Annotated in this window: 17 protein-coding genes; 14 read left to right on the top strand and 3 right to left on the bottom strand. The window is 43.4% G+C overall.

The annotated features are described in order from the left end of the window. Window positions 1-72: 72 nt before the first annotated feature. The 3 genes from HF888_RS13315 (at window position 73) to HF888_RS13305 (ending at window position 1,426) form a co-directional block, all read left to right on the top strand. Window positions 73-525: a hypothetical protein gene (locus HF888_RS13315; protein WP_007018531.1), complete on the top strand. Its 453-nt coding sequence runs from the start codon at window positions 73-75 to the stop codon at window positions 523-525. After that, window positions 503-808: a hypothetical protein gene (locus HF888_RS13310; protein WP_007018532.1), complete on the top strand. Its 306-nt coding sequence runs from the start codon at window positions 503-505 to the stop codon at window positions 806-808. Before HF888_RS13315 ends, HF888_RS13310 begins: the two co-directional genes overlap by 23 nt. Before the next feature lie 246 nt (window positions 809-1,054). Next, window positions 1,055-1,426 (top strand): response regulator, encoded by a 372-nt coding sequence (locus HF888_RS13305; protein WP_007018533.1) that lies wholly within the window; start codon window positions 1,055-1,057, stop codon window positions 1,424-1,426. 9 nt (window positions 1,427-1,435) lie between these two features. Here the strand turns inward: HF888_RS13305 and HF888_RS13300 are convergent, their stop codons facing one another. Further along, window positions 1,436-1,885 carry a hypothetical protein gene (locus HF888_RS13300; protein WP_007018534.1) on the bottom strand — a complete coding sequence of 150 codons (450 nt, stop codon included), beginning with the start codon at window positions 1,883-1,885 and terminating at the stop codon, window positions 1,436-1,438. Between the two features lie 307 nt (window positions 1,886-2,192). Here HF888_RS13300 and HF888_RS13295 point away from each other — a divergent pair, with 307 nt between their 5' ends. Together HF888_RS13295 and aroG are read left to right on the top strand one after the other, a co-directional pair. Further along, the gene (locus HF888_RS13295) at window positions 2,193-2,939 is read left to right on the top strand and encodes a TetR/AcrR family transcriptional regulator (protein ID WP_007018535.1); all 747 of its coding nucleotides are present in this window, start codon (window positions 2,193-2,195) and stop codon (window positions 2,937-2,939) included. 112 nt (window positions 2,940-3,051) lie between these two features. Next, window positions 3,052-4,104 carry a 3-deoxy-7-phosphoheptulonate synthase AroG gene (gene aroG, locus HF888_RS13290; RefSeq protein WP_007018536.1) on the top strand — a complete coding sequence of 351 codons (1,053 nt, stop codon included), beginning with the start codon at window positions 3,052-3,054 and terminating at the stop codon, window positions 4,102-4,104. A gap of 33 nt (window positions 4,105-4,137) precedes the next feature. Here aroG and HF888_RS13285 read toward each other — a convergent pair whose 3' ends face one another. Then, on the bottom strand, window positions 4,138-4,413 hold the full coding sequence (locus HF888_RS13285) for a hypothetical protein (protein ID WP_007018537.1): 276 nt from the start codon (window positions 4,411-4,413) through the stop codon (window positions 4,138-4,140). A gap of 176 nt (window positions 4,414-4,589) precedes the next feature. Further along, window positions 4,590-5,723 carry an NAD(P)/FAD-dependent oxidoreductase gene (locus tag HF888_RS13280; RefSeq protein WP_207798137.1) on the bottom strand — a complete coding sequence of 378 codons (1,134 nt, stop codon included), beginning with the start codon at window positions 5,721-5,723 and terminating at the stop codon, window positions 4,590-4,592. A 66-nt stretch (window positions 5,724-5,789) separates the two neighbouring features. On the opposite strand from HF888_RS13280, the gene HF888_RS13275 reads away from it, so the two are divergent. The 9 genes from HF888_RS13275 (at window position 5,790) to HF888_RS13235 (ending at window position 14,193) form a co-directional block, all read left to right on the top strand. Then, window positions 5,790-7,277: an AbgT family transporter gene (locus HF888_RS13275; protein ID WP_007018539.1), complete on the top strand. Its 1,488-nt coding sequence runs from the start codon at window positions 5,790-5,792 to the stop codon at window positions 7,275-7,277. Between the two features lie 71 nt (window positions 7,278-7,348). After that, window positions 7,349-7,549, top strand: coding sequence for a DUF2788 domain-containing protein (locus HF888_RS13270; RefSeq protein WP_007018540.1), 201 nt, complete (start codon window positions 7,349-7,351; stop codon window positions 7,547-7,549). 34 nt (window positions 7,550-7,583) lie between these two features. Then, window positions 7,584-7,835, top strand: a complete 252-nt coding sequence (locus HF888_RS13265; RefSeq protein WP_007018541.1) for a DUF4404 family protein — start codon at window positions 7,584-7,586, stop codon at window positions 7,833-7,835. 34 nt (window positions 7,836-7,869) lie between these two features. Then, on the top strand, window positions 7,870-8,304 hold the full coding sequence (locus HF888_RS13260) for a CBS domain-containing protein (protein ID WP_007018542.1): 435 nt from the start codon (window positions 7,870-7,872) through the stop codon (window positions 8,302-8,304). 24 nt (window positions 8,305-8,328) lie between these two features. Beyond that, complete coding sequence (locus HF888_RS13255; RefSeq protein WP_007018543.1) at window positions 8,329-8,994, top strand: hypothetical protein; 666 nt, start codon at window positions 8,329-8,331, stop codon at window positions 8,992-8,994. A 508-nt stretch (window positions 8,995-9,502) separates the two neighbouring features. Continuing rightward, the gene (locus tag HF888_RS13250) at window positions 9,503-9,862 is read left to right on the top strand and encodes a hypothetical protein (RefSeq protein WP_007018544.1); all 360 of its coding nucleotides are present in this window, start codon (window positions 9,503-9,505) and stop codon (window positions 9,860-9,862) included. A gap of 65 nt (window positions 9,863-9,927) precedes the next feature. Then, on the top strand, window positions 9,928-12,138 hold the full coding sequence (locus HF888_RS13245) for a CHASE2 domain-containing protein (protein WP_007018545.1): 2,211 nt from the start codon (window positions 9,928-9,930) through the stop codon (window positions 12,136-12,138). Between the two features lie 7 nt (window positions 12,139-12,145). Next, entirely contained in the window at window positions 12,146-12,664 is a 519-nt protein-coding gene (locus tag HF888_RS13240) for a DUF6436 domain-containing protein (RefSeq protein ID WP_007018546.1), read from the top strand. Between the two features lie 20 nt (window positions 12,665-12,684). Next, complete coding sequence (locus HF888_RS13235; protein WP_007018547.1) at window positions 12,685-14,193, top strand: methyl-accepting chemotaxis protein; 1,509 nt, start codon at window positions 12,685-12,687, stop codon at window positions 14,191-14,193. Window positions 14,194-14,243 lie beyond the last annotated feature (50 nt).

Below are 14,243 nucleotides of genomic sequence, written 5' to 3'. Positions count from 1 at the left end.
TCGGCGTTTGACGCGACAACTTTAATAACCTTTGCTTAGTAGGTGATAGAGCCTACGTTGAAGGGGGCTGACATGTCTGCAAAAAAAGACCAAACAGAATTACCCAAATACATGACCTTAGACGCCACGACTCAGTTTGAGTTGGCGCAGTCCATTGATGAGGTATTGGCGCGGGCTGAAAAGGCCACGCAACTTAGTGATGAGCAAGCCTGTCTCAATCTTTGGCTGCAACAAATTGTTGATCACTTTCAGGATGAGTTTGCTATTGAACTAGACGAAGCCACATTTAGTCCTGATTTTGATGCATTCAAGAACCGTGTCGCAGAGGTCATCAGTACTTGCCGTCAAGAGCAAAGCAAACATGGCATGCAAGACGTTAAAGTCCGCATCCGAGCGTGTTTAGAACATAGCTACCAAGGGGCGCTGGATCTTATGCAGATTCAGAATTTATGGCGTTTTGACTTACAGCGGCAAATGCAAGAACGACAGGAAGCCCTTTTGCATGAAGTCGACTCAAGCCTCTAAGGTAACGCCCAGCCGCAGATTTCGTATTCAAGAAGCGATTCTGATACTGCGTCAAGGAAAAAGCCATCCTATGTGGCGTGAGGCCGCGTGGCACCTCATCGAGCATGCCGGAAAAGATACTCAATTACTGCTCGAAGCTCAGCGAGATTTGCTTCTCTCTTCCCAACCTCAAGAATCCCCATGGCCTCGCCGCATCCTTTTGACACTTGGCTTAGCGGTATTGACCACCCTGATCAGCGCCATTGTGTGGGTGTTTCTCAATCACGAGTATTTGGGCTGTTGAGTGATTTTGTACATGAATTAATAACTGTTAGGGCAGCCCAGTGATGGATAGTATGAAGTTCAGTGATAGTGTGATCGCGATATCATTGGTGCTCTCTGGTATTACGACCCAGTAGACGAAGCACGTCACTGAGGGCTAAACTGTATCAAATTGATAATAGAAACTGCACCCGTATGAATTAATGCTTTTGCATGATTTTGGTGCGCACTTATAAGAATAATAATAACGAAAAAGAATGAGGTGCTTATGGCCACAATACTGATTGTTGACGACTCCAGTACAATGATGGAGGGTCATAAAAAGATCCTTGAGAAACAGGGACATACGGTTCACTGTGCAGAAGACGGTGAAGAGGGTGTGGCGAAAGCTATCGAGCTGCTGCCTGATCTTGTATTGATGGATGTCGTCATGCCTAAGATGAATGGCTTTCAAGCTACGCGAAAAATAAGCAAAGATCCTAAAACGGCCCACATCCCAGTTGTTATTGTTACGAGTAAAGATCAAGAAACCGATATTATGTGGGGCAAGCGTCAGGGCGCAAAAGATTACCTCATAAAACCGGCAGATGAAGATCAACTCAAGCAAACAGTTGAACGACTGCTAGCAGAGGCGGTTTAATACTTAACTTTAGGCCGCGTCGATCTCTGCCCGAGCGCTTTGCAGGTTTTTAATGATATTCATTAAGTGCTGACTTTCGCGGTGATCAGCAAGAACTGTAGGGCGTTCTCGCATACGTCCCACATGCTCTTGTAATGATGACTCTAGGTTCATTGGTCCCGATTCATAATGGTGATAAGCCATTTGTGTCAGCATACCTTGAGCGCGCACTTGTGTGTCATTGATGAGACCAGAGTCTTTTAGTGCTTGCTGCAGTGGAATAACATCACTGACTTCTAAGGATCTCACATCAAAACGTTGCGCTATCTGTTGCAACTGTTGGCTGATAGAACCCGTTAATACTTGTGTGGGCTTTGCTGATTGATCGATTGCAGATGTAGTATTTGTTGCCTCAGCACGCTTGGGACTCATTTGCCCCAAGTGATCAAACATGCGTTTTGATAACCCCATAATATCCATAGCTGAATGACCTTATTTATTACTCAAAAAGTGAATCTATTTTCACCGACAATGTTTGCCGCTTTTGATATTTCGAACGCCTTGTAAAAAAAGAATCAATTTTTGGGCCAAATTGGTAAACAGCTGAATTTAAAAACAAAATTTCGAATTTTTACTCTAAAAAAGAGGTTGTAAATTGCCCTGATAGCAATTGCTTTTCAGTTCTTATGGGGTAATCTAAAGGCACTATAAAAAATATAATAAATCAACGAGCCGCCGGGTTCGGGTTTGAGGCTACATTCAAACCAATAGACATGGATTCTGAATCATGAGTGTACTAGAAAAAACTCACCAATCTGAGTTAAGACAGACCGAGACTGTAGGCAGTGAATCGACCGATTCGCAAATTCAGTATCGAGGTCGTAAAACCTCACGGGCAGGTAGTGAGCAACGTCGCCGGGCAATTTTAGAGGCTGCACTACGTATTGTGGTGAAGGACGGTGTACGTGCTATCCGCCACCGAAACGTGGCGAAAGAAGCGGACGTCCCGCTGGCTGCGACGACTTATTATTTTAAAGATATTCAAGAATTAATCAGTGATACCTTCATGCTTTATGCAGAGAAGGCCCAGACCATTGTTAATGTGTTTGCTCGTAAAATGTATGAACCGCTAGAAAATGCCGATGGTAAAAAGCTTGCGGAACTCACTACCGGGCCAAAATTAGTAGAAGTCATTGTTGAGCAGTTAATGGCTTATGTGATGGAAAAAACCACCCACAGTCGAGACATGGCTGTAGCGGATCAAGCGTTTCGCTATGAAGCTTTGTTGAATGACAATTTAAGAGGTTTAGCCAGTCAGCATGCAAAAGCCCTTGAAGATAAACTGATTGAATTCCTGAACCTTGTACACAGTTCACATCCAAAAGAAGATGCGCAAATCCTAATTAGTACATTGCGTCGTGTTGAGTACGAGTGTCTTTTGGTTGAGCCAGAAGACATTGATAAAGTCGCGCTACGTCAAATGTTAGAGCGTCAAGTGTCATTGATTTTAAAAATTGACGTACCCACCGAGTAATTCCTCCTTTATTAGTTTCTTGTTATCTGCATGATAGCAAGAGACTAATAGGCACCCTTCGATCAATCTGATATGGTTCCCAGACTTAATACAAAACAAGTAGTAACTATCTATGCACGCACAAACTGACGATTTACGCATTCGAAATGTTAAAGAATTGTTACCCCCCATCGCGTTACTCGAAAAATTCCCATTGTCTAGTGAGGCGGCCGATACAGTAGCCCAGGCTCGTAGCGACATACAATCTCGTTTACAAAACAAAGATGATCGATTACTTGTGATTATTGGTCCATGTTCGATTCATGACCCTCAAGCTGCACTTGAGTACGCTGGGCGCCTAATCCGCATGCGTGAGAAATACAAAGATCAATTAAATATCGTCATGCGTGTGTATTTTGAAAAGCCTCGTACTACTGTGGGCTGGAAAGGCTTAATTAATGATCCGTACTTGGATAATAGTTTTGCCATCAACGATGGTTTGCGTTTGGCGCGAAAGCTATTGTTGGATCTCAATGATATGGGCATGCCCGCAGCAACCGAATTTCTCGATATGATTACGCCCCAGTACATCGCAGACTTAATCTGTTGGGGAGCCATTGGTGCGCGTACGACAGAATCTCAAGTGCATCGTGAATTGGCATCCGGTTTATCCTGCCCAGTCGGTTTTAAAAACGGTACTGATGGCACAAGTAAAATTGCTTTGGATGCCATTGGCGCAGCTGCTGCTTCTCACCATTTTTTATCAGTGACAAAGTTTGGTCATAGTGCGATTGTTGAAACGGAAGGAAATCCTGATTGCCACATCATTTTACGTGGTGGTAAAGAGCCAAACTATGATGAAGAGAGCGTGACGGCAATTGCTAAAGATTTAGAAAAGAAAAACCTGCCGCAGAATATTATGGTGGACTTCAGTCATGCCAATAGTCAAAAGCAGTTTAAAAAGCAAATGGAAGTGGCTACAGATGTTGCTCGTCAGATAGCGAAGGGCGATAGTCCAATTATGGGGGTGATGGTGGAAAGTCACCTAGAAGAAGGACGTCAGGATTTAGAAGACAAAGGCAGTTTACACTATGGTCAAAGCATCACTGATGCATGTATCGGTTGGCCAGATACGGAAGAGCTGTTGGCGACGCTGGCGAACGCTGTAGAGCAATCTCGTAAATAGACAAGTGTATTGCTTTAATTGAGGTGCACGGCGTTAAGCCGTGCGAATGTAATATCCCATTTGTTTAAGTGCTTCTTCTAGCACTTTAAGCTCCAACGAAGAGAAACGGCGTTCGTCACCGCATTGTTTACACTTTAAACTGGGTAAACCTCTTAGAAATGCCATCGAATAATTGTGCTCTTCATCGCATAAATCACAGTGAATAGGCATGGCAGTGGAAGCAGGCAGAATCGTGCTAATACGAGTATCAGCCGCGGGCACTGGCTGCTCAATAATGGACGTATCAGCTGTTGCTTGATTCTTGATCATGCTCACTCCTCTCGTTGAATGCGAGGCCATTGTATGCACGATTTTCTTTTTTTCTAGTACTCTTGTTCGAAATTCGCCATGGATATTAGAGTTAAAGCTCTAATATCCATATAGGTGATTGATCTGTAAATACTTTTTAGTGGTGGATATTATTCGCCAGATTTAAAGTAATTAACCTATTTGCTGGCTATTAGCGCGTGAACCCGCTCTGCTAAAGCTAAACTGGCGGTTAACCCGGGACTTTCTATGCCAAAAAGCTGAACTAGGTTAGGTAGGCCGTGCTCACGACTGCTTTGTATGATGAAGTCTTTGCTTGAATCACCAGGTGCTTGCAGTTTGGGGCGTATTCCCGAGTAGCCAGCATGCAGTTTGTCCTCATCAAGCTTGGGCCAATAACGCTTTATGGCGTCGATAAAATCTGCTTTTAAAGCACTATTTACCTCGTAATCCAGATCTTCAATGTATTGGCTATCTGGGCCAAAACGCAGCTGGCCAGCCAAGTCTTGTGTGCTGTGGATACCCAAGCCCGTCTGATTTTTTTCTGGTACAGGATAAATCAAGTGCTTAAAAGGATTGCGACCACTGTAGGTAAAGTAATGGCCTCGACACAAATAAAGAGGCGGAATAAGAGATGGAGTTATCCCGTCAATTTGCTGAGCACATGCTTGCGCGCCCAATCCTGCACTGTTGATGAGCCATTGACTGGCAATCTCACCAATACTGCCATCTGGGTTTTGAAACTTAACTACCCAGTGATTGACTTGGAAAGAAGCATGTAAAAATCGAGTTTGGCCAATGAACATAGTGCCACGCTGCTGAGCATGGGTGAGCAAGGTTTGCATGTACGTGTGGCTATCGAGAATGCCTGTGCTCGGACTGAAAAGCGCAGCATGACCGTTTAAATCTGGTTCATACTTTTTGAGTTGTTTGGCGTCTAGCCATTGTAAATCCGTCACGCCATTTTGTAAGGCTTGTTGATGCAATGTCTCCAACTGCTGAACTTCTGCTGGATTAAACGCGATGATTAATTTGCCGATAGCTCGATGGGGTATGTTAAATTGCTGGCAATAATCATAGAGTAAGTGCTTACCTCTGACGCAAGTCTCCGCTTTTAGCGTATTGTTTGGGTAGTAAATCCCAGCATGAATGACTTCGCTATTGCGAGAACTGGTTTCACTTCCGAATTGAGAATGTTGGTCGATGATGACGACATCATTTAATGTTGAGCTTATTGCTCTGGCAATAGCAAGCCCAACAGCACCAGCGCCAACGACGATTGCTTCTACTTTATCCATTGCGTAAGTGTACATTGTGTAATTGCAAATCCCCAATAGCCTTGTCAGACTGCAGTGATTATCCCAAGGAAAGAATACGACATGAATGTACAGCGTTGGTTGTTTTCTATTGAACGCAAAGCCAGTGTCATTCCACACCCTATGGCATTGTTCATTTATCTTTTGCTTATTGTATTGATTCTGAGCGCTGTGGGTCAGGCTTTCAATTGGCAGGCTCAGCATCCAAGCGATCTGAAAGTTCTTGCTGTGAATAGTTTAATTTCTGCTGATGGCTTGCGCTTTATTTTAAGTTCACTTGTGGATAATTTCATGAGCTTCGCTCCTGTCGGCCCAGTTGTGATTATGGCACTTGCTTTTTCCTTGGCAGAACGCAGCGGATTATTGCGAACACTCATCATGAAATTAAATCAGGGTGCGGGCCATGCAAGCATGTCATGGGCTATTGCCTTTTTAGGTGTTATGTCTTCAATTGCCGTTGATTCGGGCTATGTCGTTTTATTGCCTTTATGTGCCGCCTTATTTTATGCCCAAGGGCGACATCCTCTCGCGGGTTTAGCCTTGGGGTTTGCCTGCGTGAGCGGAGGCTTCAGTGCTAATTTGTTGGTGGGACCAGTGGACGCCATGTTGTCAGGTATCAGTACAGAAGCGGTTGCTCTAGTTGCCAATAAAGAAGTCAGTATCCTTGGTAATTATTATTTCATGTTAGTGAGCGTTCCACTCATAGTAGCCACAGCGGTGTTGGTTAATCGCTGGTGGGTGGAACCTTACCTAAGTGCAAACAAAGGAAGTTTAATTCGTGTTGGCGAGCAAGATGATGTCTCTACTCATGCAGGTACGCTTGGTCGCGGTTTTTGGGTTGCCTTGGTATTGATTATGGCAACTTGGTTGGCTTTAACCGTACCCGATGGTGCGGTGTTGCGAGATCCACAAACAGGTTCTTTAAAGCAAGGTCCGTTTATGGCTTCTTTGGTTGCAATGATCGCGCTAAGTGTTGCATTACTTGCTAGCGTGTTTGGCATACAGCAAGGAATGTTTCGCTCATGGTCTACTTGGGTTAAAGCATTGGAGCAAGGCATAAAGGATATTGCGCCTTATTTGGTTTTAATGTTTGTCGTGGCTCAGTTCATTGCTTGGTTTAAATGGAGTGGTTTAGGACCTGTGCTGGCGGTTCATTTGGCAAAAACATTAGAGGCCTGGCAATTAAATGCAGCATTATCTATGGCGTTTTTGATGATATTTGCTGCCATTTTAAATTTGTTTATTGGCAGTGCTTCCGCAAAATGGGGTTTATTAGCGCCAATTTTGGTGCCTGCATTTTACATTCTAGGGATCGAGCCAGAAGTGGTTCAAGGGGCGTATCGTGTGGCTGATAGTAGTACCAATATCATCACGCCGTTGATGCCTTATTTTCCGTTAGTATTGGCTTATGGTCAGAAATACCAATCGGACCTTAGTGTGGGTCGTTTGCTTACATTGATGTTGCCTTATGCCTTTACATTTTTATTGATATGGGGTGGCTTATTAACACTATGGGTAGCGTTTGGTTGGCCATTGGGACCAAGTCAATAATTCATAGTTTGATATTAGCCGAGCATGTCTGCCTTGGTTATAATGGCGGCATTTGACAAGTAGGTGGTGCTATGAATTTCGAGCAGTTTGAAGAACTCGCATTGATGATAGGGCTTGCGGCCGTTATCGGTTTCATGATGTTTATCATTTGGGATTTAGGAAAGCGCAGTAACGCGGGCAAGTTTGGCATGGCTGTGCTCTTTTTTGCATTGGGCTTGGGTATGCTTGGGTTTATTATTAAGGGCGTACTCAAAGTCTTTTTCGATATTTGACGTATACTGTTTGAATGCAGGCTAGGAGAGCGATATGAAAGAATCACTAAAACAACACTTAGAGCAACTGCATGATACGCTGTCTAAAGGAGAGCCTTTGGATAGTGAATCAAAAGATTTACTCAAACAACTGGATGCGGATATCCAAAAAGTATTGAGTGGTGAGGAAGATGAAGGTCTAAGTTATCGCCTAGAGCAGCAAGCGGTAGACTTCGAGGGGCAGCATCCACAATTATCAGCTATCTTAAGAGACATTATGGACGCTCTATCCAAAATGGGTATTTGATACATCAAACTAACTAAGCAAGAAAGGGGTTGCTATGAAGCGTGTTCCTAAGGTTAAAGATGTAATGACGGCTTTTCCTTTCACGATTAATGCAACCCAGCCCATGGCCCATGCTAAAGATATGATGCGAGAGCATGGAGTTGGGCATCTCCCTGTTATCATGGAAAACGGTGATCTAAGCATCATTAGTTTTCGAGAGCTCGAGCGCATTCAACTGCCAGGGCACAGCCACACTGATTTTGAAGATCTGACTGTGGGGGATTTATGCCCAGTACAAAGCCATCAAGTGGATATGCAAACGTCTCTAATCGATGTTTTAGATTACATGAGTGATACCCATTGTGACTGCATTTTAGTGACCCGACACGACAAGCTAGCGGGTATTTTTACTATGAGTGATGCTTGCACTGCCTACAGTCACCATCTCAAGGATTTGTTTTTCCCCGGTGGCGGTGATAGCGTTGCCTAACTCAAATCATTGTATTGTGCTCTTATGACCGTTTTTATTATTCTATTCAGTGCCGGTTTAACCGCGCTTTTTGCCGTTTTATTACATATAAAAAAAATTAACGCTCCCGTTTTTGGCGCACTAATGGCTCTCTTAGTAGTGTTTGCCTTAGCGATCTTAAGTTTAGATAAAATTTACTTGCTTCATAGTGAAGAAGACGCTCATTACGAGCGACGCCTTGCTTTGTACGATGAACAAATTGCCAATCATGTTGCTTTATATAAGAAACTTACTGAAATTCAATTGGATACAACATTACAATTGCTGGCAGAAAATACTCAGCAAGATACAGAAACGAGTATCCAGCAAAAAATTGAATGGCGTGATTCGTTAATTCAGCAATTGAATGCGATCAAATTTGAAGCGAAACAGATCGAGGAAGTACAAAACAAAATTAATCAAGGCGTACATAAATTCTTAATGGAAAGGCTCAACAAGCAAATGATTGAGTCTCTCGGGCATCGAATTTATAGTGACTTTGTTCGTTCTCGTCCGCGTCACGAGTGGACAGATACTTTATTTATTAACGAATTAGAAACTTATCTAAAGTCGCAAAGCATAGATCGACCTGAAATTTTATATGCGATTAAGCGTATTAGGGCATTCTCAGAGAGTGGACAACTAGTGGAAGCGACTACGTCAGGTTCCTAGATTAAGAGAGGAAAAAGAAGCGTAGATTCAATGCAGAACGATCAAATTAACTCGTGCATGTTAATTGGCCCCGATCGTCCTGAGTCCGAAGACACGAATCTACGCCGATTGACTGGTTCATAGAGACTGATCATCTATTCAGCTAATCACTCACTACAAACCGCAATCTATGCAAGTAATAGGACTCGCGTTTAGGTTATTGCAGAAAGGGTGCCAATTTTGTCTAAGAGCGTATTTTGGTGCGAATCCCCTAAAAATGGCCGTTGTGAGTATAAAAATCAACCAGAATACATTCAGATGGCTTAGATAAGAGCGAATGATTTGGTGCATGATTTTCACAAAATGCGCCAACAAAGTGCGTTCATCTCTACTTTCGTTTGGCGAAACGGTCACATTTATATAGGTCATCGGGTGTTCATCATTGTGGTACAAGGTTTGCTCTGGGTCTTATGTAAGGCATAGATACAATGACAATGTCACCGACAAATGATGGAAGTATTAGAACGCTATGATTCCAAATCTATCAAAAGAAATGATTGACCTAATGCAGCAACTTCGTAAACGTATACGCAGCGAATTTGGTGTGGACTTAAGACTAAGCCAACCTGATGTGGTGGAAAGGCTATTGGAACTGGTTAATAAAAGTCATGACCAGAAAACTCTATTGTTGTTTGCTGACCTTGAGGACATGATGGGAATCTCTTTTGAGCACCCAACTCAAGAAAAGCAAGAATCCAGTGACCAGCACGAAACGATTATTCGTCGTGTATATCGCGGACAGGTAATTGAGGAACGACCGGCGCGTAACGAATCGCAAGCGAAAAGCGCATCGGGTAAACGAATTTATCGTGGGCAGGTTGTTGCGTAATAGACTGCCGTAAACTCAGCTCACAAGGCTGAGGTGTTTCTTCAAATAAAAGCTATGCTTCCTTCATGGCTTTCAAAAAATATATGCAAGCGCATAGCACGAGAATTTTCGCAGTGTTACTCACACTGTTGATTTCTTGGCTTGCAGTCACATCAGATAATCACGCCAATCTAATGCAGCGTATTGAATACCTTTTGTATGACTTAAGGTTCAATACCCTTTTGCCTTTCACACAACGTGAAGCATCAAATACATCCATTGTTATTGTGGATATTGATGAACGATCTCTTATCGAACAGGGTCGTTTCCCCTGGAGCCGTCATAAAGTAGCAACGTTAGTGGATAATTTAGGTGAGGCAGGGGCCATTGTTATAGCCTTTGACGTTGTGTTTAGTGAGCAGCAGGTTAACCCTGTTGATGAGATGTCGCGTGTACTAGCACAAAATATGAGACAAGAAATGCCTTCTCTTGATGCTATATACGAGGAAGTGGACGCGGATATTGCTCTTGCGGAGTCTCTCAAACGATACGACACGGTACTGGGCTTCTTCTTTCAAGATAACGAAGCCTATCGTAATGGATTGTTACCGCTACCTATCCATGAATTGGATCCAGAATGGAAAGAAAAATTAGTGGTAACACAAAGGCCAGGCTATACCGCCAATGTGGACATACTTCAAAAGGCGGCCAGTGGAGGTGGCTTTGTCACTATGTTTCCTGATTTTGACGGTATAGTGCGTCGTTCGCCGCTGGTAATTCGCTATCGAGACCACTTGTATCCGTCCCTCGCACTCTCTGCTGCTATGCGCTACTTATTCATTGAGGATATTAAACCCGAGGTGGCTGAATTGGGCGATGTTTTGACTATGACAAATCTGGCTGTGAGCGAGCACCCTGCTCCAACCGACCCTCGTGGGTTTGTTACAGTGCCGTATCAGGGCCGGGCGTTTAGCTACCCGTATATCAGCGCAACTGACGTACTGAATGGAAAACTGGAGAAGGGCCTATTATCTGACAGTATTATTTTAGTTGGCACCAGCGCTATTGGTTTAGCCGACTTACGCAGTACGCCTATGGGGCCTCAGTATCCGGGTGTCGAAGTACATGCCAATATTCTAGATGCCTTGTTAAATGGCGGCTTTCCATACAAGCCAGATTGGAGCGCGGGTGCGGTTTTATTTCAATTAGTTGTTATTGCTATCTTTATGATCGTGGTCTTACCTAAGCTTGGTGCAATGTCCATGTTATTGAGCGGAATTGCTATTGTTAGTGCGACGTTTTTTTTCAATGGGTTTGTTTGGATTCAAGGGTTTGATTTACCGTTAGCCGCCGCATTACTTCTAACCGTATCACTAACTGCACTTTTTATTGCGGACGGCTTTATACGAGAGAGTGTGAGCAAACGCGTACTGAAAAGCATGTTTGATCAATATGTTCCTCCTGCGCATATCGAGAAAATGTTGGCGGATCCAGACGCCTATAGTTTTGCTGGCGAACATAAGCTAATGACAGTCCTTTTTAGCGATATTCGCAGCTTCACCAGTATCAGCGAAAAATTATCAGCGCGTGAATTAAAACTACTGTTGAACACCTATTTCACGCCAATTACCAAAGAGATTTTTGATCACCAAGGCACTATTGATAAATATGTGGGTGACATGGTGATGGCGTTTTGGGGAGCACCATTGGACGACGAAAATCACCGAGAAAACGCTATTAAGGCTGCTCTGCGCATGCAGCAGGTGACGGAGCAACTCAAGCCGATGTTTATAGCCCAAGGATTGCCTGAGGTTAATATTGGTATCGGTATTAATACTGGCTTTATGAATGTAGGTGACATGGGTTCTAGTTTTCGGCGTGCTTATACTGTTCTTGGCGATGCGGTCAATCTTGGCTCTAGACTCGAGAGCATTACTAAATTCTATGGCGTTAAAATTCTGGTAGGTGAGGAAACACACGATGCGGTTGATGGTTTTGTTTTTCGATTTGTTGATCGTATCGTGGTGAAAGGTAAAGAAACCGCTATAAGAGTTTATGAACCATTAGGCTCGAATGGTGATGTTTCGCAAGATGTCCTAGAAGAAATAGCGGAATATAACTCAGCTTATCAACAATATGTTCATCAAGATTGGATCGGCGCTAAAAAAGCATTTGCTGCTTTGCAGCTTGCACACCCCAAAGTCCTATACGATGTTTATTTACAAAGAATAGATCAGTTGAGCAAGCAAACTTTACCACAAGACTGGGATGGCACGTTTATTCATACCAGCAAATAGAGGTGCCATGACTCGTTCACTTACAAACCGTCAATTGTCTTTTTTGATTCTTCTCTGGATTGCTGCTTGTGTACTGGTTGTATGGTGGTTTGAGTATCGTCATTGGTCTACATGGCAGCAGCAGTTAGCGCTCTTCTCGGATGAGCAAATTGAATCTTTAAAGCCAGTTGTAACCGAGCCCTCAAAAATTACGGTGATGCACCTTCGTAGCGAATCTTGTCCATGTACTGTCTATCAAGATGCACACATTGCTCAGTTGCAGTCTACACTTAAAGAAACGCATCAATTGACGCTGAGCGGTGATCAATTAAATGATCTAGGGCTGTTAGTTGCTACTCCGTCTGTAGTGATATGGGATGATCAGGGTAAGCTGGTGTATTTTGGTCCCTACTCATCGGGAGCGGTGTGCGGTCAAGGTATTGGTTTTGTGGAGCGGACTCTGCAAGAAATTGAAAGAGGATATCCACCAGATTGGTTAAACACAAAAGGTATTGGCTGTTTTTGTCAAACTAGCAGTGATTATTAACGGATTCTTAGGGTGAAGATATGAATTCAGATTCAAAATTATCTCACGAGCATTATTATCAAGCAGACAAAATCATGCTTGGTGTTGTCGTTGTGACAGTGATTTATAGCTTGGGTTTGGCATCTTGGTATGACACTTGGGCAGAGTCGATCATTATTAGCGGATTGACTCTAGGCTTGGGGGTATTCTTGTATAAGACTGCTAAAGGTCGAAGCATAACCCGCATATATATGGGTGTAGCATTGATGATGATGACAGCTCTGCACGTTCATCAAGCTCATGGCATGATAGAGATGCACTTCGGATTCTTCGCATTTCTCGCTATTTTACTTTATTACAAAGACTGGCGGCCGATTATCGCATCTGCCGCTTTTGTAGCTGTCCATCACCTCCTCTTTTATTACATGCAGACGCAAGGTGGTTCCGTCTTTGTTTTAGAAAATGGAGAGAGAGGCTGGCCCATCATTCTTATTCATGCAGGGTATGTCGTTGTTGAAACCATTGTTTTGACAATTATGGCAAGAGCAACGCTCGCACAAGAAGTAGCGGCATTTGATTTACAAGATACAGTCTCAGAAATAACAGACGATGATACGTTGGATTTGACGCAGCGTTGTTCAACTAGAAGCGCAGTTGCGAACAACTTCAATAACCTGCTTGATCGCATTGAAAACTTGGTAACGAATATTCAAGCAAGTGGTAGTACGCTTGATCACAACAGCCAAGAGTTGATGGATGTAATGGAAAAAAACAGTGAGCAATTACGCCGCCAATTAAAAGAAACAGAAGAGATTGCTGGTGCCGTTGCTGAGATGAGTGAAGCAACACAATCCATTGCACAAAATGCAGAGCAAGCCGCGAGCTCTGCCAGTGAAACACAAAGTACTGTATCTCAAACCTCCGCGAAAAGTGCATTGACCAAGAGTAATATGGAGAAGTTGCATACTGAAATAAATGCCGCGTCAAATGCAATAGAAACACTGGCACAAGATACTGTGGATATTGGATCTGTGTTAGATGTTATTCGTGAAATAGCTGATCAAACAAATTTACTTGCTCTCAATGCCGCAATCGAAGCGGCACGAGCTGGTGAGCAAGGTAGAGGTTTTGCAGTAGTGGCGGACGAAGTGCGAACACTTGCGTCTCGCACTCAGCAAAGCACAGAAGAGATACATTCTATGATTGAGAAATTACGTGGTGGAAGCCGTCAAACAGTCGAGGCGATGAATTCAAGTCAAACCATCATGCAGACGTGTATAGAGGATGCTCAATCAACCCATGATGCTCTGCATACAGTACTATCTGCGATGAATCAGATCTTGGAAATGAATACACTAATAGCCAGTGCAACAACAGAACAAGAGGCCACGGTTGCTGGAATCAATGATAATGCCAAGTCGATGCAAGCCATGAGTCAGGCGAACGGAGAGCGTTTGCAAAGTTTGGTCGGCGCTTCTGAGTCGGTGGCCAGTGTTGCTAAGTCGATGAGAAAGAGTATTGAGAGCTTTTCAACTAAAGGTACGGACTAGCACTCGCTAGTCCTTGCAATGAATTAGATCCGTTATTGGAAAAGTAAGTT

This window comes from Bermanella marisrubri, from assembly GCF_012295615.1.
In the GTDB taxonomy this organism is placed as follows: domain Bacteria; phylum Pseudomonadota; class Gammaproteobacteria; order Pseudomonadales; family Oceanobacteraceae; genus Bermanella; species Bermanella marisrubri.
The sequence above is the reverse complement of the archived record's forward strand: the minus strand, read 5'-3'. Positions and strand labels throughout refer to the sequence as shown.

Coding starts and splice junctions, on each gene's coding strand:
- HF888_RS13270 (WP_007018540.1), top strand. CDS start 7,349: ATGAATTTCGAGCAGTTTGAAGAACTCGCATTGATGATAGGGCTTGCG.
- HF888_RS13260 (WP_007018542.1), top strand. CDS start 7,870: ATGAAGCGTGTTCCTAAGGTTAAAGATGTAATGACGGCTTTTCCTTTC.
- HF888_RS13240 (WP_007018546.1), top strand. CDS start 12,146: ATGACTCGTTCACTTACAAACCGTCAATTGTCTTTTTTGATTCTTCTC.
- HF888_RS13280 (WP_207798137.1), bottom strand. CDS start 5,723: ATGTACACTTACGCAATGGATAAAGTAGAAGCAATCGTCGTTGGCGCT.
- HF888_RS13295 (WP_007018535.1), top strand. CDS start 2,193: ATGAGTGTACTAGAAAAAACTCACCAATCTGAGTTAAGACAGACCGAG.
- HF888_RS13315 (WP_007018531.1), top strand. CDS start 73: ATGTCTGCAAAAAAAGACCAAACAGAATTACCCAAATACATGACCTTA.
- HF888_RS13300 (WP_007018534.1), bottom strand. CDS start 1,885: ATGGATATTATGGGGTTATCAAAACGCATGTTTGATCACTTGGGGCAA.
- HF888_RS13265 (WP_007018541.1), top strand. CDS start 7,584: ATGAAAGAATCACTAAAACAACACTTAGAGCAACTGCATGATACGCTG.
- aroG (WP_007018536.1), top strand. CDS start 3,052: ATGCACGCACAAACTGACGATTTACGCATTCGAAATGTTAAAGAATTG.
- HF888_RS13250 (WP_007018544.1), top strand. CDS start 9,503: ATGATTCCAAATCTATCAAAAGAAATGATTGACCTAATGCAGCAACTT.
- HF888_RS13285 (WP_007018537.1), bottom strand. CDS start 4,413: ATGATCAAGAATCAAGCAACAGCTGATACGTCCATTATTGAGCAGCCA.
- HF888_RS13235 (WP_007018547.1), top strand. CDS start 12,685: ATGAATTCAGATTCAAAATTATCTCACGAGCATTATTATCAAGCAGAC.
- HF888_RS13310 (WP_007018532.1), top strand. CDS start 503: ATGAAGTCGACTCAAGCCTCTAAGGTAACGCCCAGCCGCAGATTTCGT.
- HF888_RS13255 (WP_007018543.1), top strand. CDS start 8,329: ATGACCGTTTTTATTATTCTATTCAGTGCCGGTTTAACCGCGCTTTTT.
- HF888_RS13245 (WP_007018545.1), top strand. CDS start 9,928: ATGGCTTTCAAAAAATATATGCAAGCGCATAGCACGAGAATTTTCGCA.
- HF888_RS13275 (WP_007018539.1), top strand. CDS start 5,790: ATGAATGTACAGCGTTGGTTGTTTTCTATTGAACGCAAAGCCAGTGTC.
- HF888_RS13305 (WP_007018533.1), top strand. CDS start 1,055: ATGGCCACAATACTGATTGTTGACGACTCCAGTACAATGATGGAGGGT.